This is a genomic window from Nitrospinota bacterium (genome assembly GCA_035528715.1).
Classification (GTDB): Bacteria; JADFOP01; JADFOP01; order DATKYB01; family DATKYB01; genus DATKYB01.
This window is the reverse complement of the sequence record DATKYB010000061.1, coordinates 1-22,869: the sequence shown is the minus strand read 5'-3', so window position 1 is coordinate 22,869 and position 22,869 is coordinate 1. Positions and strand designations below refer to the sequence as shown.

The following is a 22,869-nucleotide window of genomic DNA, read 5'->3' as shown; positions in this document are numbered from 1 at the left end:
TACTTTAGAGAGGACTGAAATCATAAGGAATTTAAGGCTGGGGAAGTTTGACTGCCTGATCGGCATCAATCTCTTAAGAGAAGGTCTGGATATACCAGAGGTCTCCCTCGTAGCCATCCTGGATGCAGACAAGGAAGGTTTTCTCCGTTCAGAACGTTCTCTTATCCAGACCATTGGAAGGGCAGCCAGAAACATTAATGGAAAGGTGCTGATGTATGCTGCCCTCATGACAGGTTCTCTGGATAGGGCGGTTTTTGAGACGAACAGGCGAAGAAAGATTCAGAAGAGATTTAATAAGAAGAACAATATTACGCCAGAGAGTGTGGTTAAATCGATAAGCGATATCCTCAGTTCTATATACGAGGCGGACTATGTTACTGTTCCGATTGCAGAAGAGCCTTTGGAGGAATATCTTACCATAAAGGATATATCAAAGAAGATAGGGCAGCTAAAAAAAGAGATGAAGGAGGCAGCGGAGCAGTACGATTTTGAGCGGGCAGCAGAGCTTCGAGATAGAATATTTGATCTTGAGGAGAGAGAACTAGAGCTCCTTGGAAAGTAAAAAGAGGTCTTTATGGATTTAACAAAGATAAAGGGTTTCCCTAGAGAACCTGGGGTTTATCTTATGAAAAATAGGTCTGGTCGGGTTATCTATGTGGGCAAGGCGAATAATCTGAAGAACAGGGTCAATTCCTATTTCAGACAAAGAGGGGATACCAGATACTTTACCAGATTTCTTGTCTCAAAATTGGATGATATCGATTTTATTGTTACGGATACAGAAAAGGAGGCGCTCATCCTTGAGAATAACCTGATTAAGAGATATAAGCCACGTTATAATGTGAGATTTAAAGATGACAAGACCTTTGTGAGTCTTAGGCTGGGAATCAAGGATAAATATCCAAGATTAACCATTGTGAGAAGACCGCTCAAAGATGGGGCTCTTTACTTTGGTCCGTATTCATCAAGTCAATCTGTCAGAAAGACCATAAGAACGATTCATACGATATTCCCTATCTGCACATGCAAAGAGAGGGTCTTTAGAAACAGGGAAAGGCCATGCTTCTATTATCAGATACAGAGATGTATGGCACCATGCATCAATGGAATGGTTACTGAAAGTGAGTATAAAAGGGTAGTAGGTGAGGTAATCCTTTTTCTCCAGGGGAAGAATGAGGAGCTTCTATGGGACCTAAAGAAAGAAATGAAAAAGAAATCAGATAACCTTAGGTTTGAGGAGGCTGGTAGGATATATAATAAGATAAAGGCGATTGAAGCAACCCTGGAAGCACAGAAGATAACCTCATATCAATTCACTAACCAGGATATATTTGGCTATTTTCGAGAAGGGGATCGTTTAGCCATTCAGAGACTTTATGTCCGCGATGGAAGGCTCGAAGGGGGAAAAGGAGACCTCTTTTCAGGACAGATATTACCTGATGAAGAGATACTTAGCTCCTATATCAATCAATATTACTCATCAGAGAAGTTCATTCCAAAGGAGATCCTCTTGCCCGTTGAGATTACTAATATCGATCTCCTCTCCGAGCTCCTCTCAGAAAAAAAGGGAGAGAGGATACAGATTTTGTGTCCCAAAAGAGGGAAAAAGAGGGATATGGTCCTTTTGGCAAATAAGAACGCAAAGATCTTCTTAGAAAAGGCAAAAGAAAAGATTGAGGGAAAGGATGAACTGTTAAGGGAACTGCAAAAAAGGCTCAGTCTCAAAAACCTGCCGAGAGTTATCGAGGCATTTGATATATCTAATATCAGTGGAAAAAGTGCTGTTGGTTCAATGGTGACATTCAGGGATGGGGTTGCGGATAAGGACCATTATCGTCGATACAGTATAAAGTGGATTAAAGGGAGAGATGACTACGGCATGATGAGAGAAGTCTTATTGAGACGTTATAAAAAAGCATTAAAAGAGAAGGGCTTTCCTGACCTTATTCTCATTGATGGTGGGAAGGGCCAGCTCAATGTTACCTCTTCTGTCTTAAAAGAATTAGAAATAGAAGAGCCTGATATCATAAGCATGGCAAAGGGTGAGGATAAAAGAGATGATTTATATAAACCGAACAGAAAAAACCCTATCCGACTAAAGGGCCCCTTGCTCTTTCTGCTTCAGCGAATAAGGGATGAGGCCCATAGATTCGCCATAACCTATCATAAAAAAAAGAGAAGAAAAGAAACTTTTGGCTCTCTATTAGATAGAGTGCCTGGTATAGGTATCAAGAAAAAGAGAGGCCTCCTCTCCCATTTTGGAAGCTTGAAGAGGATTAGGGAAGCGAGTTTAGATGAGTTAATAAATGTTAAGGGTATAAGCAAAAGGGATGCAGAGACCCTTTTTCAATTCTTGCATAATAAATGATGAATGAATCAAGCCTCATCACCTAAAAACTTTTCATTGCAAAAAAGCCTTTAAAACTTTATAATTATAAATATTAATTTCAAAAAAAAACTATATAAGGAACCTATGATGAGAAGATTCATTCTCTTTTTTTTAGTATGTTTTCTCATGGGGTGCGGGGCACAACAAAAGATAGAAAAACAACCCATAGCTAAAGAAGCCCTTGCTTCTCCTCAAGAAGAACAGAAGAGAGGACCAATAGATATTCTGGAGAAGAGATTAAATAGGTTAGAGGAAAATCAAGCCATCTTAAATAAAGAGAGTGAAAAAATAGAGAAAAATTTTGGAGAGCTATCCACCAATCTCAGTGAAATTAAGAAGAGACAGGCCAAAATGCAATTAGAGCAGGCAAGGCTCCAGGAGGAACAGATTGTAGAAAAGATTATTGCTGAAAAGGAGGGAAGGCCAAAGAGTATAAAGAAAGACATAAAAAAGACCAAACCTATCTCTTTGAAAAAGAAAGGGAGCGGGGAGGAAAAGATTTTGGGTAATAATCCCTATGGGGTTCACGTCTCTTCTCATAAAAGCATTGAACCAGCTATAAAAGAGGTGAGAGAGTGGCAGCAGGAAGGATTTCTTGCTTATATTTCATTATTCAATGTCCCCAAAAAGGGGAAATGGTACAGGGTTGTTATTGATAGGTTTAAAAATAAAAAGGACGCAGATGATTTTGCAGCCCACCTAAAAAAGATAAAAGAGATAAAATATTCAAAAGCCATTCTTCTTCCCTATTCTATAGAAATAAAGAAGTTTGATTCTTATGAAGAAGCCACTAAGGCGGAAGCACTTTTATTAGAAAAGGGTTACCTTCCTCACATCATTCCCTTTCAATCTCCGACAAAAGGGATTAGCTATCAGGTCCTCGTTGGAGCATATCAAACAAAGAAAGAAGCTAAGATTATTTTAGAGAGGTTGAAAAAAGATGGGTATAGAAGTGAGGTAATCCTGCCATAAGTCCTATCTGGGTTTTTTTCTGATCTCTTCTATCTTTTTATTCTTTTCTTGTTCGAGCCTGATTTTTTCTTCAGCGAATTCTTTTTGAAGGAATTCTGTCTGCTCTCTAACCTCAATGGGTTCTCCCTGATAAGCCAACTCTTTAATCTTGCTTTGCATCATTATCTCTTTTTCAGCTATCTTTGCATCGTATTCTTTTTTTATGTCAGCTATCATATTTTTTTGTTTTTCTGTTAAAGAGATGTTCTCATCAGTCTGCTCTCCCATCTTTTTTAATTTTTCCATGGCTATTTCTAAGGCGCTCTTCATCTCATCAGTCATAATGATCACCCCTTTTTTTAATATTCAATTTTTTTAAATTTTCTATATTGACTAAACTCTTTTCTTGCCTCTTCTGTCATATCTTTTTCGTTATAAGCCAGACCCAGATAATAATGAGCTTCAGGATACAATATAGAGATATTGGGATTTCCAGCAATCCCCTTTTTATATTCTGCTATGGCTTTATCATACAACCCTTTTTTATAGTAAATATACCCCAGTCCTATATGGGCTAAGGCCTCTTCAGGATTAATCTGGAGAGCCTTGTCAAAATGTATTTTTGCTTTTTCTAGCATCCCCCTTTTTTCTAATGACATCCCTTTTTTTGCTAATCGTTCACTTTGAGATGCACAAGAGACGAGAAAGATGCTCAAAATCAATAAAAGAAAATATATATTTTTCATAGAAATAACCCTTTTTATTCATCTATTCAAAGACTTGTGGAAAAGTTGTGGAAAAAACACCAATTTAAACCCATAAGTTACTATTTTTTAATAATTTTCATAAAAATTGCCAAGATGTAAGCAAAATGTAAGTCCTTATTATACAAACACTTTCATTTTAATCTTAAAAAGAATTAAAGACTCTAATAGTCCAATTTCTAAAGCCTCAATATTATCCACAGATAACAGAAAAAATTATGTAAATTAAGGATTTATCAATAAAATATACTCTATTATATCAGATTCTGATGAAATTATAAAAAGTGTAATTGTTCTTTTTTCATTTTTTATTTTTTAACCTGTGTGTTGTAACAATGTAGATTCCATAAATAACGAATAGAGAGCCAAAGATCAGATTTTTCGTTATCGCATCTCCCAATAAAAGATGGCTGAGGATAACCCCTGATAGGGGTATGGCAAAGGAAAAGGAAGACATGATACTTGGATTATGCCTCTGCAGGAGAACGGTTGAGGCCACGAAACAGAAACCAGCTACTATAATTCCTTGATATAAAACGGCTACAATGACAGGAAGAGTAAAATTTAGCTGACTATTCCCTTCCAAAAGAAGACTTGAAACAAAGAAAAGGGGTACACCTATAAGAAATTCCCAAAAAACGACCTTTGTTGGTTCAAAACTTTCCAATAATCTTTTTATATAAATAATACGTAAGCTGAGAAGAAAAGCGCTTAATAAAATAATGGCATCTCCTGCAATGGAGAAAGAACCAATATTTTGTTTATCATAGAATATAAAGATGATCCCCAAAAAGGCAAAGAGTAATCCAAATATCTTTCGAGAGCTAATCGTATCACCTGTAATAAAAAAGTGGGCAAATAAAGCAATAAAAAACGGATTGGTATTAATGAGGATGGATGCATGACTGGCTGTTGCATAGACCATACCCACATAAAAGAGAGAGATCTGAATCATAAAAAAAACACCATTTATCAGGTGAAATATGAGCTCTTTTCTCTTTATATGAAGAGGGATAGAGCTTATCTTGGCCCATATAAAGATACAAATCGCTCCAATACTGAATCTAAGACCAGCCATGGCAATAGGGGGGATTCCATCCAGCCCTATCTTTATAGAGACCACATTACCACCCCATATGAGATATACAAAAAGAGCAAAGATTATGGTTGAAAGACTTAATTCTTTATTAAATGGTCTCACCCTCCTTTCAAGGTGATTAAAACTATTTTTTATTATATTATAAAAAATCATACAGAAGAAGATAAAACTGTTTGAAAAAGCTTGCATATAGAGCTATTATAATTTATAGTAAAATAGCTTAAAGATAGTCATGCCCATCAAATGAAGGGGATATCCTCCCTCGGCACGTAAGACCAATCTTTATTTCTTGACATCCTTTTATTCAGAAAAGCATACGTATGTTTAGGGATGCTAGGGAACATTATTTTATTTATTCTGAATTTTTTTAGTTTAACTTAATTCTTCTATGAATGAGTATAGAAAATGAGAATTATCGATCATCCCATTCTAGGGAAGTTAGAGATAAAATCTCTGGTTGAGATTTTTGTGGATGGGGAAACAATTGAAGCCATAGAGGGAGAAACAATTGCATCTGCCCTGGTTGCACGTGGACGCTATGTATTTAGATATACTGAAAAAACTGGAGAACCAAGAGGAGTATTCTGCGCCATAGGAAGGTGTACGGATTGTCTTATGATGGTTGATGGTATACCCAATGTAAGGACCTGTATTACTCCTGTTAAAAAAGGAATGAAGATAGAGACCCAAAAGGGTTTAGGGGAGTGGAAATCATGATGAAAGAGGTGGAAATGGCTATTGTAGGTGCGGGTCCAGCAGGGCTTTCTGCTGCTGTAGAAGCAGCAAAAGCAGGGGTCCATGTAGTTTTGATTGATGAGAATAAAAGGGCCGGGGGCCAGCTCTTTAAACAGACCCATAAATTTTTTGGTACGATGGAACATTATGCAGGGATTAGAGGGATAGAGATTGGAGAGAGGCTTCTAAAAGAGACAGAGGATTTGGGCGTTGAAGTTTTATTAAATACAACGGTCTGGGGTATTTTTAATAAAGATGTCCTTGCCTTTATTCAGGATGAAAAAGGTGGACAATTAAAGGCAAAAAAGATTTTATTAGCCACAGGGGCAAATGAGAACCCCTTACCCTTTCCTGGATGGACGCTCCCCGGAGTGATGGGAGCAGGTGCTGTACAGACATTGATAAATATCCAAAGGGTCTTACCAGGAAGAAGGGCTCTTATGATTGGGGCAGGCAATGTTGGTCTGATTGTTGCCTATCATCTTATGCAGGCAGGGGCTGAGGTGATTAAAGTAGTAGAGGGAAGACCAGTCATAGGGGGTTGGGGTGTTCATGCAAGCAAGTTAACCAGATTTGGAGTCCCCGTTGAAACCTCTAAGACCATAAAGAGAGCTGAGGGAAATGAGAAGGTTGAAAGAGCTGTACTGGTTAAAATAGATAAGGATTGGAATGAGATCCCCGGCACTGAAGAAGAACTTAATGTTGATCTGATCTGCCTTGCCGTAGGTCTTGGACCCATGGATGATCTCGCTTGGATTGCAGGATGTAAATTCGAATATTTAGAGGAATTGGGGGGATATATCCCAAAACATGATCAGTATATGGAGACTTCAATAGAGGGGATATATACAGCTGGAGATAGTGCAGGGATTGAAGAGGCAAGCGTTGCCATAGAAGAGGGAAGGCTTGCTGGAGTTGCCATTGCTCATTCCCTTGGATATATTGAAGATAGAGAAGCTTTGAAGAGAAAAAAAGAGATTTTAAAGAGATTACATGAATTAAGAAAGGGACCATTTGGAGAAGCCTCTAAAAAAGCGAAGGAGAGGCTGCTTCTTAGGAGGAAGTAATTATGCCGTTAGAAAAGGATGGAGTTATTGAATCAGAAGAATTAGAAAAAAGCCCTGGGGTTCCTTCCCAAAAAAGGTTGAGAAAGGGGCCCGTGGCCGTTATTGAGTGCATTCAAGAAATTCCATGTGACCCATGCGTTCTTGCATGTCCAAATAGAGCCATTAAAATTACTCCTTCTATTAATGACCTCCCTGTATTAATTGAGGGGAGATGCACGGGATGCGGTTCCTGTATCCCCATCTGTCCTGGTCTTGCTATATTTTTGGTGGATGAGACGTACAGCGATAAAGAGGAATTGGTAAGCATCCCTTATGAATTTTTACCCCTTCCCAAAAAGGGGGATAGGGTAGAAATTTTAAATCGTCGAGGAACCCCTGTTGGAAAGGGAAGGATTGTAAGAATTTTGAATCCAAAAAAATATGATAGAACGCCTGTAATAACACTGGCCGTTCCTAAGGGCCTTGCTATGGAGGTAAGGGGGTTTAGGATTTTATGATTGATAATGAAGTCATTATATGCCGCTGTGAAGAGGTAACAAAGGAAGAGGTTATCAAAGCCATTCGCAGAGGGGCAAACACAGTAAATGCTATTAAGAGATGGACACGAGTTGGTATGGGTCTTTGCCAGGGAAAGAGCTGCCTGCAGTGGGTAGCTAAGATCCTATCTGAGGAGACAGGGAAACCGATGAAGAATATCAAGCCCCATACCTCCAGGCCTCCTATTCGGCCGATAAAATTTTCTGCAAGGCTTACTGAAGAAGAGGATAGATAGAGAGATGTATCATAATACAAGAGATGTTGTTATCATTGGCGGTGGGGTTATCGGTTGTTCCATTGCCTATTATCTTGCCAAAAAGGGGATAAAACCTCTTATTCTTGAGAGAAGACAGATTGCTTCTGAGGCTTCCTGTGCTGCAGCAGGAGGCCTATGGCCCCAGAGTGAGTCTAAAGGACCAGGTATATTTCTTGACCTCTGTATCGAGAGCAACAAGATGTTTCCTGCTCTTTGCAGGGAACTGGAATGGGATATCAAGTTTGACCCATCAGGCCTCCTTCATCTTATTGAGGATGAAGAGGCAATGGAAGAAAGCAAAAGATTGATGGAATGGCAGTTAAAAAGAGGACTTCAGGTAGAATTTCTTACCAAGGAAGAAACCTTGAAAATGGAGCCAGCTCTGTCCAAAGACCTCCTCGGTTCCCTTTATTTTTCGAGTGATAATCAGCTAAGCACGATTGACCTAACCCATGCCTTTTATCTAGGAGCAATGGGTCTTGGAGCTGAGATAATGATAGATACTGAGGTTAAACAGATTATATTAAAAAAGAAAAGGATTGAGGGAGTTGTTGTTAAAAAAAGAAGACAAAAAGAAAAGATAAATACAAAGATTGTAATCAATGCTGCTGGTGCATGGTCAAGGAACATTGGCGAAATGGTGGGATTACGAATCCCCGTTATTCCTATAAGGGGGCAGATCGTCCTTACTGATCCCCTTCCAGAGCTGTTCAGACGCTCTCTTGTAGCAAGAGATGTCTACATGATGCAGAAAGCAAGTAAAAATATTGTGCTTGGAAGCACAAGGGAAGATGTGGGCTATGATAAGACCGTATCAATCCAGGGAATAGAAAACTTAAGAAATGCAGGATGTCAGGTAGTACCTCAGCTAAAAAACGCGACCATGGTAAGAACATGGGCCGGGTTAAGGCCTTATACCCCTGATGAGGTTCCTATTCTTGGAAAGGTTGAAGAAGTCGAGGGGTTTATCATGGCTTCAGGTCATTTTCGAAATGGAATATTACTTGCTCCTATCACTGGCAAACTGATTGCAGAACTCATCGTTGATGGAAAGACCTTCTTTCCTATAGAAAATACTCGTCTTTCTCGTTTTCCAGATTATCTTATAAAGAAAAAAAGAGTACTTACCCCAGTATCATAAATCAAGATTTTGTATTTTTTCAAAATTTACTTGTCATAATTTGTTTCACCTGTTATTAATAGGAATAATAAGTTCAATATTATTTTAATCAATTTACTTTTTTATATTAGACCTTTGATAAAAAAGACCCTTGTTCTCATATTAACGTTAGGTTTCATCTCTATTTCAAGGCCTGTATTTGCTGAGCCCTATATCGCTATCTATGCTGGAGGCGCACTTCATCAGGATGTTAAAGTAAAAGATACTTCTCCATCAAACAGAAGTTTTAACAAAGCAGATGTGGATGATTCATTTGTCCTTGGAGGAAAGATAGGATACTGGACTGAATTTCTTCCCTATTTTGGAATTGAGGCAGAGGTTTTTTACCTAACTGCAGATATGCCACGTCAGGATGTCAGTAAAGAGGGTAGTGCAAAGATTATTGATCAATCTATCGATATCATAGATGTTGGTTTTAACGGCCTTGTCCGTTATCCTATTGAACGTCAAAATTTCCGTATTGAACCCTATGGAGGTCTCGGTGTTGGTATATTTTATGCTGAATCTGAGGACAGGGCTTCCTTAAGTCCAGATAGTGATGATACAAGCGCTGCCTTTCATGTTCTGAGCGGAACAAGGATCCGCTTAACAAAAAATATCTTTGCCTTTGTGGAATATAAATATATCCAAGCCATTTCAGAATTTCATGAGCAACAAATAGAGTTTGAGGATTTTAAAATCCATAATATATATGGTGGCATAGAATTTCGTTTTGGCGGCCCGAAATAAGGCAGTCGTAAATATTTAAGAGTCCTTGTTACATACGATGGTTTGGCCCAAAACAGGGTTGATGAGCTAAAAAATATAATTAGGCCTTTTTATCCCTATAGGGGAGATACTTAGGAATCCACATCCCACTTTCTATTTTTCGCATAATCTCTTTATCAGAAGTATCTGGGGCTATTCCTTCTCTAACAGCTTCTCTGGCTACGTGAAAGGCAACAGATTTTGAAATCTCTCTTAGCTTTTTAGTTGGAGGGTATACACATCCATCTCTTAAATCACTCTTTGATACCTGATCGGGCAGAGCATAGGCAGCAGAAGTTATCATATCATCGCTGACCTCCTTTACTCCTGATATAATGGTTCCTAGACCTATTCCAGGGAAAACAAAGGCATTGTTTCCCTGCGCTATCCTAAAAAGCTTAGATTTATATTTGACATCTGGGAAAGGACTCCCTGTTGCAACGATAGCCCTCCCATCACTCCATTTATAGATATCATCTGGGGCTGCCTCTGTTTTTGGAGTGGGATTAGAAAGGGCAAAGATGATGGGCCTTTTACTATTTTTGGACATGGTCTTTACAACCTCTTCTGTAAAGGACCTTAGATGGCCAGAGGTGCCATAGAGAACTGTTGCTTTTGCATTTTTAACAACATCTTTGAGGGTAATCATGGATGGATTTTTTATCTTCCAATTCTGTATTTCACTTCTATTTTTTGCAAAGGTTTTTTTATAATCATCCAATCCTTTCCTGCCTTTCATTATCAAACCGCGGGAATCCAAAGCATAAATCCGACTCAAAGCCTCTTTTTCTGAAAGCCCCTCTTTAATCATTGAATTCAATATCTGATTCGCAATCCCTATTCCCCCTGCCCCTGCACCATAGAGAACAAAAACTTGGTCTTTTAGTTTTTCTCCTTTTATTTTCAGTGCTGCCAGAGTACCGCCAAGGGTGACGGCTCCTGTTCCTTGGATATCATCATTAAATGAGACAATTTTCTTTCTAAACCGTTTTAGGATTGTAAAGGCATTCTGTCTGCTCAAATCTTCCCACTGGATCATAGCATGAGGAGAGTTTCTCTTTACCCCTTCTACAAATTGGTCCATAAATTGAAAATACTTGTTTCCTCTCAGCCTCTCCTGTCTTAATCCAAGATACAAGGGGTCATTTAAGAGTTCTTTGTTATTGGTGCCAACATCTAAGGTAACAGGGAGACAATTTGATGGATGAATGCCTGCACCAGAGATATAAAGGGACAATTTGCCAATGGGAATACCCATTCCTCCCAGCCCCAAATCACCTAATCCAAGAATTCCCTCATTATCTGTGGCGACAATGATTCTAATATCTTTATGAGGGATGTTTTTAAACATCGTGTCGATATATTGGATGTTATTGGGTGTAATACATAACCCCCTTTCTCTTCGGAATATGTGGCTATACTGCCTGCAAGCATCTCCTACAGTTGGGGTATAGATGATGGGAATAAGCCTCTCTAGGTTCTTTGTGAGAAAGGCATAAAATAAGGTTTCATTTCGATCCTGCAGTGACCTTAGATATATATATTTTTCTATAGAGCTCTTGTTCCTTTTGTAATTCTCCTTTACCCTCAGCAGTTGCTCCTCCATGTTTGAAATATATGGAGGAAGAAAACCTGATAGTTCAAATTTCTCTCTTTCATCTTTAGAAAAGGCGCTTCCTTTGTTAAGGATAGGATTTTTTAATAGAGAAAAGCCTTTCTCTGAGACAAACATAAATTCATTTCCAAGATCATCCTTCAATATCTTATAAGGGCTCATTTTTATACCTCCATAAAAAGTGATTTCTTTATACAAGAGATATAAGTATAATGCTTTAAATTTTTGGTTTAGAATAAAATTAAAAAAAAGCAAAGAATAAATCTGAAGGAGAAAAGAATGAAGCTTGCATTTTTAACCATGTCTCTTATTGCTATTCTTTTATTAATCTTAGGATACTATCAGGATCCTTCCCTTCCGCTAAAAGGTGTTAAGAGTGGGTTTGATTACTTTTTAAGAATATTCCCTATCCTTATTGTTGCCTTTATTATCGTAGGGATGATCCAGGTCCTTATTCCCCAGGAATTTATCATAAAATGGTTGGGTAAAGAATCAGGCTTAAAGGGTGTCTTTCTTGGGTCTATAGCCGGAGCATTAACCCCTGGAGGGCCTTTTGTGTGTTTTCCTATTGCAGCATCAATATATAAATCAGGAGCAGGAACAGGAACGATAGTGGCATTTGTAACAGCATGGAGTTTGTGGTCTCTTACAAGACTGCCGTATGAGATTACATTTATCGGCCTCAGATTTGCTTTGATTAGAATAGCCTCTACCCTTTTATTGCCTCCTCTTGCAGGAATCATTGCCCAGAATTTTTTCTCTAAATGAGTTATTTTAAAAATAAAAAAAGTTTATATTCTCAAAACCTTGAAAACTTTATGATTTTTCTGCCCTTATCAGTTTTGTAACCTCTGAAACATCCATAACCTCTATGTCTTTAAAACCAGCATTTTTAAGCCACCTTGATATCTCTTCATATGTATAAGTCCTTCCTTTTTCTGTAACGGCAAGCATATGAACCCCAAAAATGGCAGCAAAAGGTGGGGAAACTTTATCTTTATTGAGAACAAAATCATGAATTCCAACCATCCCTGAAGGACCCAGAGAAGTGTAAACCTTTTTTATAAGAAATTCGCAATCTTCTTCTGAGTTACTATGGAGGATATGTGACATCCAGATAAAATCATAGCACCCACCTATATCGTCTTTTAGAAAATCTCCTGACCTTAAAGATATTCTCTTTTGCATCTTATTCTTTTTGATATTTTCTTTTGCGATTTCTTGTGTTAGAGGTAAATCAAAGATGGTGCTGTTCAAGTCCTTATAACTTTTTAAAAAAGTAATGGAATAAGTTCCTGGTCCCCCTCCTAAATCCAACATATTCCTTTTGCCATCAAGATTCAGATAGGTTAATACCACAGGGGCTAAATCCCTGGCAAGATTATCCATGCCCCATATAAAGGCATTGACCCTTTCTCTGTTTTCTTTCAACCAAAAATCCTGGACGCCTCCAATGTTTTTTCCTGATATTAAGGTTTTTTGAAGATCAGACCATTCTTCCCAGCCGTGATGGATATGTTTAAAGATAGCCCCTCTGTAATTAGGTTTTTCTTTAACAAGATATTCTTCTGCCTCAGGAGAATTAGAATATAAATCTTTTTCTTTTCTCAGAACTCCTATTGCGACCAATCCATTGAGGAATATCTCTAATGACCCGGCATTTATCGAAAGCACTTTAGACAATTCAGATATATTTTTTGATTTTGCTGAAAGATGACTGAAGATATCCAGTTCACATGCCACGAAAAATATTTTTGATATTTGGAATTTATGGCTTAAATCCATCAATTTGTTAAAATCAGGTTTCATTAGCTTTTCCTTGCCTCTTCTTTTTAAGATGTCTCAGAGGAAACCCGCCCGCTTTTAAATTTATTATAAAATTTAGATAGATGGTGAAAAGCCATATCTAAACGATACTTCCTGATGCATTTCCAATAACGGGAATCTTTAAATCGAAGAAAGGTTTTGGAAATCTTGACCAAAAAGATATTGAGATCATCATCGTCAACTTGAATGCGGCTAATCGAATAGAGGCTAAGACGCTGTTTGGTAGGGGATTTTGTCAACATTGCCTTGTAGCCATGCTCCTTTAATAACTCAACGGTTTTAGGTTCAGGCGTCCCTTCGAACACCGCATAGTAAGTCGGCTGAATATTCAAATATTTTTCAAAGAGAGGTTTCGAATGAACAATGTCCTCTTCAACAATCTCTCTCGGCACTTTCTGAAATGCACGCCCATTGCAGCCATAATGGCCAATGGTCATTCCCTTATCCACAAGGCTTCTGACCTGACCCCAGCTCATACAGGGTAAGGAATGGCCTTTAATTACTCGACTGCCGTTGATAAGTCCAGGAGCAATAAAGAATGCTGCTTTGATGCTATATCTTTCAAGTATTGGCAAAACTTGGGAATAAGCGTCAGCATAGCCACCGTCAATTGTAATGGCAAGAGAATTTTCGGGAAGCTTTTCTTTGCCTTCCATATAAGATAGGGCTTGATCGAGACTAACAATGTGGAAGCCGTGTTTCATTAAGTAATCCAGCTGCTCTATCTGGCTTTCTGGATGAAGGCCGTCCTCCATGGCTTCTATGGGGTAGTGGTCTACTTGATTGTACATGAGAATCCTCATTCTTTTCATAGAAAAAACACCTTAACTGAAATCACTGAACAAGAAAAAATCCAAGTTATCTTTGATTTATTTGTTATTTTATCATATCAGTCTTATGGGAAAAAACAAGACTAACATCATAAAAAATCTTTATTTTTCCTATTACAATTGATAGACTAATGCACCCTCTATTATCTTAGAAAGTTCAATCCTGATCTTAAAAAAGGAAAAATTTGATGAACAAAGGATTTTTTGGAAGGATTCTCTTTATTGATCTATCAAGAAGGAAAAATCGTCTAATCGATCTTAAAGATGAAGACTATAAAGATTATCTTGGGGGAAGCGGAATAGGTGCAAAGCTCATTTATGAGATAAAAAAATTAAGCAGAGACCCATTTAAGCCGTCAAACCCTCTAATGCTCCTTCCCGGTCTCTTTACAGGAACACCCGTTCCAGGAGCAAACCGGACATCCATCTGTACCATATCTCCCCAGACAGGTCTTTGGACCGAAGCTACTTTAGGAGGATATTTTGGGGGAGAGATAAAGTATGCTGGCTATGATGGAATCTTTATAACAGGGAGGGCAGAAAAACCTGTCTATTTATGGATAGAAAATGATGAGGTAGAGATTTGTCCTGCTGAACATATATGGGGTCGTGATACGATTGAGGCAGATGAACTGATAAGACAAGAAACAGATGATGATGCAAAGGTTGGCTGCATTGGTATTGCTGGTGAAAAGATGAGTAAGATTGCCAATATCATCTTTGAGGGTTTTCTTGGAAGAGCTGCGGGAAGGAGCGGGACTGGCTCAGTAATGGGCTCAAAGAATCTTAAAGGGATTGCTATAAAAGGAACAAGAGGTATCAAAGTTTATAACAGTGATGCTCTTAGAGAGGATATCTTAAGATTTTATTCAGAAAGATTAGAACTGTTTGGGGAATTTAAGAAATATGGAACTTCTGGAAGTGTTGCAAATCTAGAATATATTGGAGATACGCCAATAAAGAGTTTTCTGCCAGGAGAGTGGAGAGAAGGGGCAAATAAGATTGATGGGAGGGCTATCCACTCTGCATATGATGTAAGAGACCAAGCCTGCCTCAGCTGTCCTGTTTATTGCACAAATCTTATTGATATAAAGGATAGCAGATATGGCTCCTTATCAGGCCACGCCCCTGAATACGAAACACTAGCAGCTCTTGGAGCCTTATGCATGAACGATGATATAGAAAGCATCCTATACGCGAATAGTTTGTGTAACAGATACGGCTTGGATACCATATCTGCAGGAGTTACAATTGCCATGCTGATAGAGGGATATGAGAAAAGTTTCATTACAAAAAGGGAGACGGATGGGCTGGAACTGAGATGGGGTGATCCGGACATCATCCTGAAGTTGATCCATAAAATGGGCAAAAGAGAGGGGATGGGAAGGATACTGGCTGATGGTGTCGTTGATGCAGCAAAAAGACTGGGGAAGAAGTTTCATAACCTTGCTGTGCACGTAAAGGGTCTTGAGGTGCCTATGCACGATCCCAGGCCTTTCATATCCATGGGCCTGAATTATGCTGTGGCTCCACGAGGAGCTGACCACATGGAGGGAATGTCCTTTTCTGTAGACCTGGGGCTCTCAATTCCTGACATAGGTTTCCATGGAATACCTTCTGATGGTTTATCCACTCAAAATAAGGCATTGAATAATTTCAAGATGCATAATCTTTTAACACTGTATAATGCCCTTGGGATCTGTAAGTTTTTTGTCAGGAGCAGACTTGGCCCCACACTGTTAAATACATGGCTTAAAGATATAACAGGCTGGAGGTTTTCTAACAAGAGGCTGCTAAGATTAGGGGAGCGAATATTCAATCTCAAGCGAATGATAAACCATAGATTAGGGGCGAGGAAAAGAGATGATTGGCTTCCCATAAGGTTCTTCAAAGTGCCGAGAAGGGAGAATATCCCACCTATATCACCTGCTGACTTCAAAAAGATGCTGGATGAATATTATCAGCTAAGAGAATGGACAAGAGAAGGGATTCCCAGCAAGAAAAAGATGAAAGAATTGGGAATAAAACCTGTTCATTAAAGCTTTACTGGGTATGATGATGAAGAGAGATGCATGGAAGGACTTTTGATACTACTCATGTTTTTTATTTACCCCACTGCTCATCCCATAATTTCATAATTCTTATGTATTCTTCTAATAAAGATTGCTGGTATTTATCTTCATCAAATTCTACAGCAATGTGGTACTCTTCACTACTTTCTTCTTCGCACCGCACAACCTTTCCAGAGATATTTATCAGAGAATTACAATTCGGCAACAAAAGACCAACATAGATTTTTGAGTCTATAGCATAAGGTTTGTTAGAGACAAATTTTGCTCCTAAAGTAGAAACATCATAGATTTTTCCTCTCAGTTCTCTTTGGTGCTGTATATTTATAGGATATACATCCATAACAGCGGTATGGAGAGCTGTTCTCGGTGCTCGACGTCTCTCTTTCTGTCCTATTATTTCCATTTGTAAAATACCCTAAAAATTTGAAGATTATCGTTATATATTTATCGACATGTTTTTATATGAACTTTAGTAATTATAGCTTTCTTTTTTATCTCTCTCCAAAGACCTGAAAAAATCTTAAAAGGGTATTAAAATTTTTTATTTATGGAAAATACTCTGTTAAAATATCTAATACAAAAAAAGGAGAAGATCGTGGTAATTAAAATTCTGTTAATAGGAATTTTAGGGCTGATTTTTTTATACCAGGTTGTTCTCAGAATCATTCGAAAGATTTATCATTTTCCTGCCCCTGCGTTTATCGGGTCTATTCTGGACAGCAATTTTAGAAGGAAATTACAACCCCCTGATAAGTTGATACAAAGAAGCGGCATAAAGGAAGATATGCATGTTTTAGAAGTGGGATGCGGGAGTGGAGCTTTTACAACTTTCGTTGCAAGCGCAGTTGAAAAAAAAGGAAAAGTGTATGCCCTTGATATTCAACCAGAAATGCTAAAGCAGCTTGAAAATAAACTCAATAAAGTGGGAAACAAAGATATCAAAAACATCGAACTCATAAACAAAAACGCCTATGAATTGCCCTTTAGTGACAACTCTCTTGACCTTGTATATATGATTACCGTTCTTCAAGAAATCCCTGACAAGAAAAAGGCTTTGAGAGAAGTAAAAAGAGTATTGAAGCCAAGCGGAATCCTTGCTGTAACAGAGTTTTTTCCCGATCCCGATTATCCTTTAAAATCTACTACAATCAGAATAGGCGAAGAAGCAGGTTTTGTTTTAGATGAAGCACTTGGGAATTTCTGGAATTATACGGTTAGGTTTAAAAAACCATGAGTTCTAAACCGAAATAAAATAATTAACTTATATTTTGGCACATTTGTTACGATAATAATTCTGAATAACCATACATTTTTTACAAAAAATTTGATTAAAAAAATTCTCAATTGACAGAATAATAAAACTGTTCTACCATATAAGTAATTATTGCTTCTATAAGGCTAATTAACAAATAGGGATTAAGTGAAAAACAGAAAAAATTTAATTATAGCTACCAGTATCATCATTCTCCTCATAGGAGTCTTTTTAGGATTAAGATTCACAAAAGAAAGCAAGGGAAAGGATAAAGATTTTAAATTAGAGAAGGTGGTACTTAGGACCGTCAATCATACCATACTTGCTACCGGAACAGTAAAGCCAGTGATAGGAGCAGAGGTGAAGGTAGGTTCCAGAATTTCCGGGCTTGTAGAAAGACTTATGGTTAAGATTGGAGACAAGGTCAAAAAGGGTGATCTGATAGCCACCATAGAACATAATGACCTCCTCGCCAAGGTTGAAGGGGCAAAAGCAAATCTGCTTGCAGAAGAAGCAAAAGAGACCGCCATAAGAGAACAGACCCCTAAAGAGATAGAAAAGGCCAGGGCTGAAATAGATGAAAAAGTTGCTGAGCTTAATCTTGCAGAGATAAACTATAAAAGGCAACAATCCCTTGTTAGTAAAGGCGTTTCTCCTCAGGAAAAACTTGATCAGGCAAAAAAAGAGCTCGATGTCTTAAAGGCTGGGCATAGAGCATTAAAACAAAACCTTATCTACCTTCAAACAAAATATCTTCAGGACTTGGCTCTGGCAAAGGCAAGGGTAAAACAGGCAAAAGCAAGTCTTATGGAATTAGAAACAGAACTTTCCTATGCGAGGATAAGGGCCCCCATAGCCGGTTCCATAGCATCCATATCTACCCAGGAAGGAGAGACCGTAGCTGCCGGTTTCAATGCCCCTACCTTTGTAAACATTATTGACCTTTCTCAACTTCAGGTTAATGCATTTGTTGACGAAACAGATATAGGGAAAATTCAGATGAGACAGCAGGCAACCTTCACTGTAGATAGTTTTCCAAAAAGGCCATTTAGAGGAGGGGTGGTGGCCATCTATCCAAAGGCCATAATACAGGAAAATGTGGTTAACTACGAGGTCATCATTACGATAAAGGATGATTTTATCGATCTTCTCCGGCCTGAGATGACTGCAAATGTCAATATCATTATTGGAACAAAAGAGAATGCATTGGCTATTCCCACTGAGGCGATAAAAAATATAAAAGGAAGAAAAATCGTTTATGTCTTCAATCGTGGGAAACTAATAGAAAGGACTATAAAAACAGGATGGAGGGAAAGGGGTTTTGTAGAGATTATCGATGGGCTTAAAAAGGGGGAAGAGGTCGCTGTTTTTTATCCCCTGTCTGAGGCAGAAAAGAACCTGAGGAGAATCAAGAGATGATAAGGCTTGAGGGGATAACCAAGGTATTTAAAAACGGAAAGCTGGAAACCCCTGTTCTTCATGGCATCGACCTTTTTATTAAAAAGGGGGAGTTCACCGCCATCATGGCTCCCTCGGGCGCGGGGAAAAGCACTCTTATGTATATCGTCGGCTGCCTAGACAGACCGACAAGCGGCCGCTATTTCTTTGAAGGTGAAGAGGTTGAGAAACTGAGCGACTGGGAGCTTTCGCGAATAAGAAACAAGAAAATCGGTTTTGTGTTTCAGTCCTATAATCTCCTTCCCAGAACATCAGCAATTGATAACATCCTTCTCCCCCTAATCTACAGCCAGGAATACCCCACTAATGCTGGGGAGAAGGCAAAAGAGATTTTAACCTTTCTCGGCCTTGGAGACAGGATTTATTACAAACCGAATGAGCTTTCAGGAGGCCAGCAGCAAAGAGTCGCCATTGCCAGGGCATTGATAAACGACCCTCGTATTATCCTCGCGGACGAACCGACAGGGAATCTCGACACCCACTCCGGCCTGGAAATCCTCTCCATATTCCAGAGACTTCACCGGGAAGGAAAGACTATCGTTTGCATCACCCATGACAGAGAAGTCGCTACCCATGCAAACCGGATCATTCAGATGAAGGACGGGAGGATAGAAAGAGAGGAAGAGCTTAAAAACCCGAAAGACGCTCTCTCTAGCCTCAACGAGCTCAAAAGCAGGAAGAAAAGCGATGAAGGTCTTAAGGCTGTTTAAAGAATCGTTAAAGGGCCTCAACCATAGCAAACTCAACACCTCCCTCATGATGCTCGGAATCGTTATCGGCATCGCCGCCCTCACGGTCATCGTATCCATAGGACAGGGAGCAAAGGTAAAGGTTATAGACAGGATGAATAGCTACGGATTCGGTTCCGATGCATTTCTTATGGCATCCGGAGGTGGTAAGATCTTTTCTAGCCGAAGGACAAAAGCCACAACCCTTTCTTTGAAAGATGCGGAAGATATAAGGCAGCTTCCAAACGCCAAAGTGGTTGGTGTCTATCAAAGAGAGAGAGATATAAGGGTTGCCTATAAAAACAAGAACAAGACCACAAGGGTTGAAGGGAGCACCCCTCTCTGGCAGGTCGTCAGGAAATGGGATATGAAAGAGGGGAGATTTATAGAGGATCAGGATGTCACCGGCGTAAAAAGAGTCGCTGTCATTGGAAACACCATTGTCAGAGAGTTCTTTGGAAACGAAACCCCTATCGGTAAATATATCAGAATCAAAAATGTCTTTTTCGAGGTCATAGGAATCCTTGAGAGAAAAGGGACTACCGGAGGCGGTCATGATGCGGATGATAGATTGGTAATTCCTATAACCACATCAGCCCAGCGAATCTTCAATCGGAACTATCTGAACAGTATCAGGGTACTTGTAAACGACCCCTCAAAAGTCAACATTACCGCAGAAAGGGCGAGAGAAATCCTCCGGAAAAACCACCGTCTTCCACCGTCTGTCGAGGACGATTTCAGGGTTATCACAGCCGAGGGTCTCCTGAAACGGATAACCGAGTCCTCAAGAACGCTGAACCAGATGCTGGTCTTGATATCGACCATCTCCCTTCTGGTGAGCGGGATCGTTATCATGAACATTATGCTGGTTTCTGTCAATGAAAGGATAAGGGAAATCGGTATCAAGCGTTCGCTCGGGGCAACACGAAGGGCTATTCTTTTACAGTTTCTCATGGAGGCTGTTCTCGTTGCCCTTTTCGGCGGAATTATCGGAATTGCTTTAGGGCTTGTTATCGCAAAGTTTCTGCCCCTTATGACATCAATCTCTACAGCCATATCCTGGCAGCCCTTTGTTCTCGGCTTTGCTTTTTCTTTTCTTGTGGGGGTTCTTTTCGGAATGCAGCCCGCAAGAAAGGCGACCCAGCTCAACCCTGTGGAGGCTTTTAAATAGAAAAAAAATATAATGAAAAAAAACACGCCCATGTCCATCGCCTTAAAATCTCTGGTTTCTCATAAGCTCAGGTCTTTTCTTGCACTGCTTGGGATTATTATCGGCATCTCTTCTGTCATGATTATGGTTGCCATCGGCGAGGGGGCGAAAAAGAAGGTTATTGAACAGATAGAAGGGATGGGGGAAAATCTCATATCGGTCTGTGCGGGAGAAGTCGTCATGCATCACGGAAGGCCGAGGACGCTCGGTCAGGTCTCGACGCTGAAGCTGAAGGACGCAAGAGCCATCGAAGAAAAAATATCATCCGTTGCGAAATCCGCCCCGACCGTGGAAAAGACTACTTCTGTCAAATACGAAAACCTGACAACAAAAACAATAGTCATGGGCACGGTTCCTGATTTCTTTTCGATTAAAAATTTTGAGCTTCAAAGCGGGAGGCTTTTTACTGAAGAAGATGTGAGAGTTTCTAAAAGGGTTGCCGTGCTCGGAAAAAGTGTGGAAATAAACCTTTTTGAAAACAAATCTCCTCTTGGCCGGATTATCAGAATCAACAAGATTCCATTTTCGGTAATAGGGGTTCTTGAGCCTAAGGGGATAGATGCTCTCGGACAGGACGAAGACGACAGAATCGTCATTCCCCTTACCACGGCCATGAGACGGGTCTTTAACGTGGACTATCTCAGCACCATCTATCTTCAGGCAAGAGATGAGAAAGAGATTGAAAGCTGCCTTCTGCAGGTAAAAAATCTTCTTCGGGAAAAGCACAAGCTGGTCGAAGACATTGATGATGATTTTACCATCCTCACGCAGATGGAGCTTCTGGAGACAAAGAAAGAGACGTCCACGACCTTCACCTTTCTCATAGCCAGCGTGGCAGCCATATCCCTCCTTGTCGGAGGAATCGGGATTATGGCCGTGATGCTTGTTTCTGTCAAAGAGAGAACCAGGGAAATCGGGGTAAGAAGAGCTGTTGGCGCAACAGTAAAAGATATTCTTTATCAGTTTTTGACAGAATCGATTACTTTGAGCCTCGGCGGGGGAATCGTCGGCATTATCATCGGAATTCTTGTATCCTTTATCATCACAAAAACAACAGAATGGACTCTTGTCATTCCTTGGTTTATAAGCATTATCGCATTGGTTATATCTACCTTCATAGGGCTTTTATTCGGCGTTTATCCAGCAAAAAAGGCTGTTGATACTGACCCTATACAAGCTCTAAGATTTGAATAATAGATCTTAAGGTTATCCGAGAAGATTATTTTCAATGATTTAACAATACATTACATAATGAGAATGGTTCATTCAAATTCCAGCTTTTCCTTCAACTCACTCATATCGATCTCTTTAGTGTCGCCTTTTTCTATTTTTAAAACCATATTTCTAAAATCTCTCCTGTCCAGCTTTTCTTCAACCCATTTTATCCACTCACTCTTATGAGGATTTATAAATTCTTCTTCAAGCACTCCTCTGCAAGCCTTCTGAAACTCCTTTGTTTTGGCTAAAACCTCATCGTCAACCCATATACAATAATGTGCTTTCTTTTCACCACCTTCAGAAACACTAAAGAAATATTGAAACTTGTCAGATTCTGGCTTTAAGCCCTCTTTTATCATGAATCTCTTATAAGGAAAAGTTTTTGTCATGATTATTCCTCCTTTAAAATATTTTCATATCTTTATTTTAATAATATTAAATCTACACATATAAAATTCAAGTTTTAAATTAAAATTTGCATTTAGAGAAAAAAAGTTAATATAATCTATAAAAGTTTTTAAGAAATAAATTTTCAGGAGAAAGGTCATGAAATACAGAAGATTTGGGAAGACTGAATTGGAGGTTTCAGAAATAGGCTTTGGAGCGTGGGCCATTGGTGGGAACAGGCATGGAAATAGCTACGGTCCAACAAACGATAAGGATTCCTTAAAGGCAATAAAAAAGGCGATAGATATGGGATGTAACTTTTTTGATACGGCTGATGTTTACGGCCATGGTCACAGTGAAAAACTTCTGGGAGAAGCCTTCGAAGGAAAAAGAGAAAAATATATCATCGCAACAAAGGTAGGTGGTGATTTTTATAATGTTGGGGCGAGTGTTAACTTTAGAAGAGATTACATTCGATTTGCTATTGAAAAGAGCCTTAAAAGGCTGAGAACCGATTATATTGATATCTACCAGCTTCATAATCCAA

General features: G+C 39.1%; 25 protein-coding genes. 17 read left to right on the top strand and 8 right to left on the bottom strand.

From position 1 onward, the window contains the following. The 3 genes from VMW81_04900 to VMW81_04890 all read left to right on the top strand — a co-directional run. Window positions 1–562: helicase-related protein (locus VMW81_04900; GenBank protein ID HUU50275.1), on the top strand; the 562-nt coding region annotated here is incomplete at its 5' end. 12 nt (window positions 563–574) lie between these two features. Further along, entirely contained in the window at window positions 575–2,368 is a 1,794-nt protein-coding gene (gene uvrC, locus VMW81_04895) for an excinuclease ABC subunit UvrC (GenBank protein ID HUU50274.1), read from the top strand. A 105-nt stretch (window positions 2,369–2,473) separates the two neighbouring features. Next, on the top strand, window positions 2,474–3,361 hold the full coding sequence (locus VMW81_04890) for an SPOR domain-containing protein (GenBank protein HUU50273.1): 888 nt from the start codon (window positions 2,474–2,476) through the stop codon (window positions 3,359–3,361). Between the two features lie 3 nt (window positions 3,362–3,364). On the opposite strand, the gene VMW81_04885 is transcribed toward VMW81_04890, so the two are convergent. The 3 genes from VMW81_04885 to VMW81_04875 all read right to left on the bottom strand — a co-directional run bounded on the left by VMW81_04885 (window position 3,365) and on the right by VMW81_04875 (window position 5,305). Beyond that, entirely contained in the window at window positions 3,365–3,682 is a 318-nt protein-coding gene (locus VMW81_04885) for a hypothetical protein (GenBank protein ID HUU50272.1), read from the bottom strand. 17 nt (window positions 3,683–3,699) lie between these two features. Continuing rightward, a complete protein-coding gene (locus VMW81_04880; protein ID HUU50271.1) occupies window positions 3,700–4,086 on the bottom strand; it encodes a tetratricopeptide repeat protein in 387 nt (128 codons plus the stop codon). 319 nt (window positions 4,087–4,405) lie between these two features. After that, a complete protein-coding gene (locus VMW81_04875; protein HUU50270.1) occupies window positions 4,406–5,305 on the bottom strand; it encodes a DMT family transporter in 900 nt (299 codons plus the stop codon). Between the two features lie 303 nt (window positions 5,306–5,608). Between VMW81_04875 and VMW81_04870 the strand changes: the two genes are divergently transcribed. The 6 genes from VMW81_04870 to VMW81_04845 all read left to right on the top strand — a co-directional run bounded on the left by VMW81_04870 (window position 5,609) and on the right by VMW81_04845 (window position 9,707). Next, window positions 5,609–5,920 carry a (2Fe-2S)-binding protein gene (locus VMW81_04870; protein HUU50269.1) on the top strand — a complete coding sequence of 104 codons (312 nt, stop codon included), beginning with the start codon at window positions 5,609–5,611 and terminating at the stop codon, window positions 5,918–5,920. Then, on the top strand, window positions 5,917–7,005 hold the full coding sequence (locus VMW81_04865) for an NAD(P)/FAD-dependent oxidoreductase (protein ID HUU50268.1): 1,089 nt from the start codon (window positions 5,917–5,919) through the stop codon (window positions 7,003–7,005). The genes VMW81_04870 and VMW81_04865 overlap by 4 nt, the downstream gene beginning before the upstream one ends. A 2-nt stretch (window positions 7,006–7,007) precedes the next feature. Then, entirely contained in the window at window positions 7,008–7,502 is a 495-nt protein-coding gene (locus tag VMW81_04860) for a 4Fe-4S binding protein (GenBank protein ID HUU50267.1), read from the top strand. Beyond that, the gene (locus tag VMW81_04855; GenBank protein HUU50266.1) at window positions 7,499–7,777 is read left to right on the top strand and encodes a (2Fe-2S)-binding protein; all 279 of its coding nucleotides are present in this window, start codon (window positions 7,499–7,501) and stop codon (window positions 7,775–7,777) included. The genes VMW81_04860 and VMW81_04855 overlap by 4 nt, the downstream gene beginning before the upstream one ends. Before the next feature lie 4 nt (window positions 7,778–7,781). Further along, window positions 7,782–8,939: a glycine oxidase ThiO gene (gene thiO, locus VMW81_04850; GenBank protein HUU50265.1), complete on the top strand. Its 1,158-nt coding sequence runs from the start codon at window positions 7,782–7,784 to the stop codon at window positions 8,937–8,939. A 114-nt stretch (window positions 8,940–9,053) separates the two neighbouring features. Further along, complete coding sequence (locus tag VMW81_04845) at window positions 9,054–9,707, top strand: outer membrane beta-barrel protein (protein HUU50264.1); 654 nt, start codon at window positions 9,054–9,056, stop codon at window positions 9,705–9,707. A gap of 79 nt (window positions 9,708–9,786) precedes the next feature. On the opposite strand, the gene VMW81_04840 is transcribed toward VMW81_04845, so the two are convergent. Next, window positions 9,787–11,502 carry an NAD-dependent malic enzyme gene (locus VMW81_04840; GenBank protein HUU50263.1) on the bottom strand — a complete coding sequence of 572 codons (1,716 nt, stop codon included), beginning with the start codon at window positions 11,500–11,502 and terminating at the stop codon, window positions 9,787–9,789. 117 nt (window positions 11,503–11,619) lie between these two features. Between VMW81_04840 and VMW81_04835 the strand changes: the two genes are divergently transcribed. After that, complete coding sequence (locus tag VMW81_04835; GenBank protein HUU50262.1) at window positions 11,620–12,108, top strand: permease; 489 nt, start codon at window positions 11,620–11,622, stop codon at window positions 12,106–12,108. Between the two features lie 48 nt (window positions 12,109–12,156). On the opposite strand, the gene VMW81_04830 is transcribed toward VMW81_04835, so the two are convergent. Both VMW81_04830 and VMW81_04825 read right to left on the bottom strand, forming a co-directional pair. Then, a complete protein-coding gene (locus VMW81_04830) occupies window positions 12,157–13,149 on the bottom strand; it encodes a methyltransferase (protein HUU50261.1) in 993 nt (330 codons plus the stop codon). A 23-nt stretch (window positions 13,150–13,172) separates the two neighbouring features. After that, window positions 13,173–13,979: a polysaccharide deacetylase family protein gene (locus tag VMW81_04825; protein ID HUU50260.1), complete on the bottom strand. Its 807-nt coding sequence runs from the start codon at window positions 13,977–13,979 to the stop codon at window positions 13,173–13,175. A gap of 206 nt (window positions 13,980–14,185) precedes the next feature. On the opposite strand from VMW81_04825, the gene VMW81_04820 reads away from it, so the two are divergent. Then, window positions 14,186–16,036 carry an aldehyde ferredoxin oxidoreductase family protein gene (locus VMW81_04820; protein ID HUU50259.1) on the top strand — a complete coding sequence of 617 codons (1,851 nt, stop codon included), beginning with the start codon at window positions 14,186–14,188 and terminating at the stop codon, window positions 16,034–16,036. A 64-nt stretch (window positions 16,037–16,100) separates the two neighbouring features. Here the strand turns inward: VMW81_04820 and VMW81_04815 are convergent, their stop codons facing one another. Beyond that, window positions 16,101–16,472, bottom strand: coding sequence for a PilZ domain-containing protein (locus tag VMW81_04815; protein HUU50258.1), 372 nt, complete (start codon window positions 16,470–16,472; stop codon window positions 16,101–16,103). Window positions 16,473–16,664: 192 nt separating this feature from the next. Here VMW81_04815 and VMW81_04810 point away from each other — a divergent pair, with 192 nt between their 5' ends. The 5 genes from VMW81_04810 to VMW81_04790 all read left to right on the top strand — a co-directional run bounded on the left by VMW81_04810 (window position 16,665) and on the right by VMW81_04790 (window position 21,911). Then, the gene (locus tag VMW81_04810) at window positions 16,665–17,303 is read left to right on the top strand and encodes a class I SAM-dependent methyltransferase (protein HUU50257.1); all 639 of its coding nucleotides are present in this window, start codon (window positions 16,665–16,667) and stop codon (window positions 17,301–17,303) included. 186 nt (window positions 17,304–17,489) lie between these two features. Then, complete coding sequence (locus VMW81_04805) at window positions 17,490–18,740, top strand: efflux RND transporter periplasmic adaptor subunit (GenBank protein HUU50256.1); 1,251 nt, start codon at window positions 17,490–17,492, stop codon at window positions 18,738–18,740. Beyond that, complete coding sequence (locus VMW81_04800) at window positions 18,737–19,489, top strand: ABC transporter ATP-binding protein (GenBank protein ID HUU50255.1); 753 nt, start codon at window positions 18,737–18,739, stop codon at window positions 19,487–19,489. Before VMW81_04805 ends, VMW81_04800 begins: the two co-directional genes overlap by 4 nt. Beyond that, window positions 19,467–20,678 (top strand): ABC transporter permease, encoded by a 1,212-nt coding sequence (locus tag VMW81_04795; GenBank protein HUU50254.1) that lies wholly within the window; start codon window positions 19,467–19,469, stop codon window positions 20,676–20,678. The genes VMW81_04800 and VMW81_04795 overlap by 23 nt, the downstream gene beginning before the upstream one ends. Before the next feature lie 12 nt (window positions 20,679–20,690). Next, window positions 20,691–21,911 (top strand): ABC transporter permease, encoded by a 1,221-nt coding sequence (locus VMW81_04790; protein ID HUU50253.1) that lies wholly within the window; start codon window positions 20,691–20,693, stop codon window positions 21,909–21,911. A gap of 68 nt (window positions 21,912–21,979) precedes the next feature. Here the strand turns inward: VMW81_04790 and VMW81_04785 are convergent, their stop codons facing one another. Continuing rightward, window positions 21,980–22,324 carry a hypothetical protein gene (locus tag VMW81_04785; protein HUU50252.1) on the bottom strand — a complete coding sequence of 115 codons (345 nt, stop codon included), beginning with the start codon at window positions 22,322–22,324 and terminating at the stop codon, window positions 21,980–21,982. A 157-nt stretch (window positions 22,325–22,481) separates the two neighbouring features. Here VMW81_04785 and VMW81_04780 point away from each other — a divergent pair. Continuing rightward, a partial coding sequence (locus VMW81_04780) for an aldo/keto reductase (GenBank protein ID HUU50251.1) occupies window positions 22,482–22,869 on the top strand: 388 nt, incomplete at its 3' end.

Bases quoted from the DNA above. Each gene is read 5' to 3' on its own strand.
- uvrC (HUU50274.1), top strand. From the start codon at position 575: ATGGATTTAACAAAGATAAAGGGTTTCCCTAGAGAACCTGGGGTTTAT.
- VMW81_04890 (HUU50273.1), top strand. From the start codon at position 2,474: ATGATGAGAAGATTCATTCTCTTTTTTTTAGTATGTTTTCTCATGGGG.
- VMW81_04885 (HUU50272.1), bottom strand. From the start codon at position 3,682: ATGACTGATGAGATGAAGAGCGCCTTAGAAATAGCCATGGAAAAATTA.
- VMW81_04880 (HUU50271.1), bottom strand. From the start codon at position 4,086: ATGAAAAATATATATTTTCTTTTATTGATTTTGAGCATCTTTCTCGTC.
- VMW81_04870 (HUU50269.1), top strand. From the start codon at position 5,609: ATGAGAATTATCGATCATCCCATTCTAGGGAAGTTAGAGATAAAATCT.
- VMW81_04865 (HUU50268.1), top strand. From the start codon at position 5,917: ATGATGAAAGAGGTGGAAATGGCTATTGTAGGTGCGGGTCCAGCAGGG.
- VMW81_04860 (HUU50267.1), top strand. From the start codon at position 7,008: ATGCCGTTAGAAAAGGATGGAGTTATTGAATCAGAAGAATTAGAAAAA.
- VMW81_04855 (HUU50266.1), top strand. From the start codon at position 7,499: ATGATTGATAATGAAGTCATTATATGCCGCTGTGAAGAGGTAACAAAG.
- thiO (HUU50265.1), top strand. From the start codon at position 7,782: ATGTATCATAATACAAGAGATGTTGTTATCATTGGCGGTGGGGTTATC.
- VMW81_04840 (HUU50263.1), bottom strand. From the start codon at position 11,502: ATGAGCCCTTATAAGATATTGAAGGATGATCTTGGAAATGAATTTATG.
- VMW81_04835 (HUU50262.1), top strand. From the start codon at position 11,620: ATGAAGCTTGCATTTTTAACCATGTCTCTTATTGCTATTCTTTTATTA.
- VMW81_04830 (HUU50261.1), bottom strand. From the start codon at position 13,149: ATGAAACCTGATTTTAACAAATTGATGGATTTAAGCCATAAATTCCAA.
- VMW81_04825 (HUU50260.1), bottom strand. From the start codon at position 13,979: ATGAAAAGAATGAGGATTCTCATGTACAATCAAGTAGACCACTACCCC.
- VMW81_04820 (HUU50259.1), top strand. From the start codon at position 14,186: ATGAACAAAGGATTTTTTGGAAGGATTCTCTTTATTGATCTATCAAGA.
- VMW81_04815 (HUU50258.1), bottom strand. From the start codon at position 16,472: ATGGAAATAATAGGACAGAAAGAGAGACGTCGAGCACCGAGAACAGCT.
- VMW81_04800 (HUU50255.1), top strand. From the start codon at position 18,737: ATGATAAGGCTTGAGGGGATAACCAAGGTATTTAAAAACGGAAAGCTG.
- VMW81_04795 (HUU50254.1), top strand. From the start codon at position 19,467: ATGAAGGTCTTAAGGCTGTTTAAAGAATCGTTAAAGGGCCTCAACCAT.
- VMW81_04790 (HUU50253.1), top strand. From the start codon at position 20,691: ATGAAAAAAAACACGCCCATGTCCATCGCCTTAAAATCTCTGGTTTCT.
- VMW81_04785 (HUU50252.1), bottom strand. From the start codon at position 22,324: ATGACAAAAACTTTTCCTTATAAGAGATTCATGATAAAAGAGGGCTTA.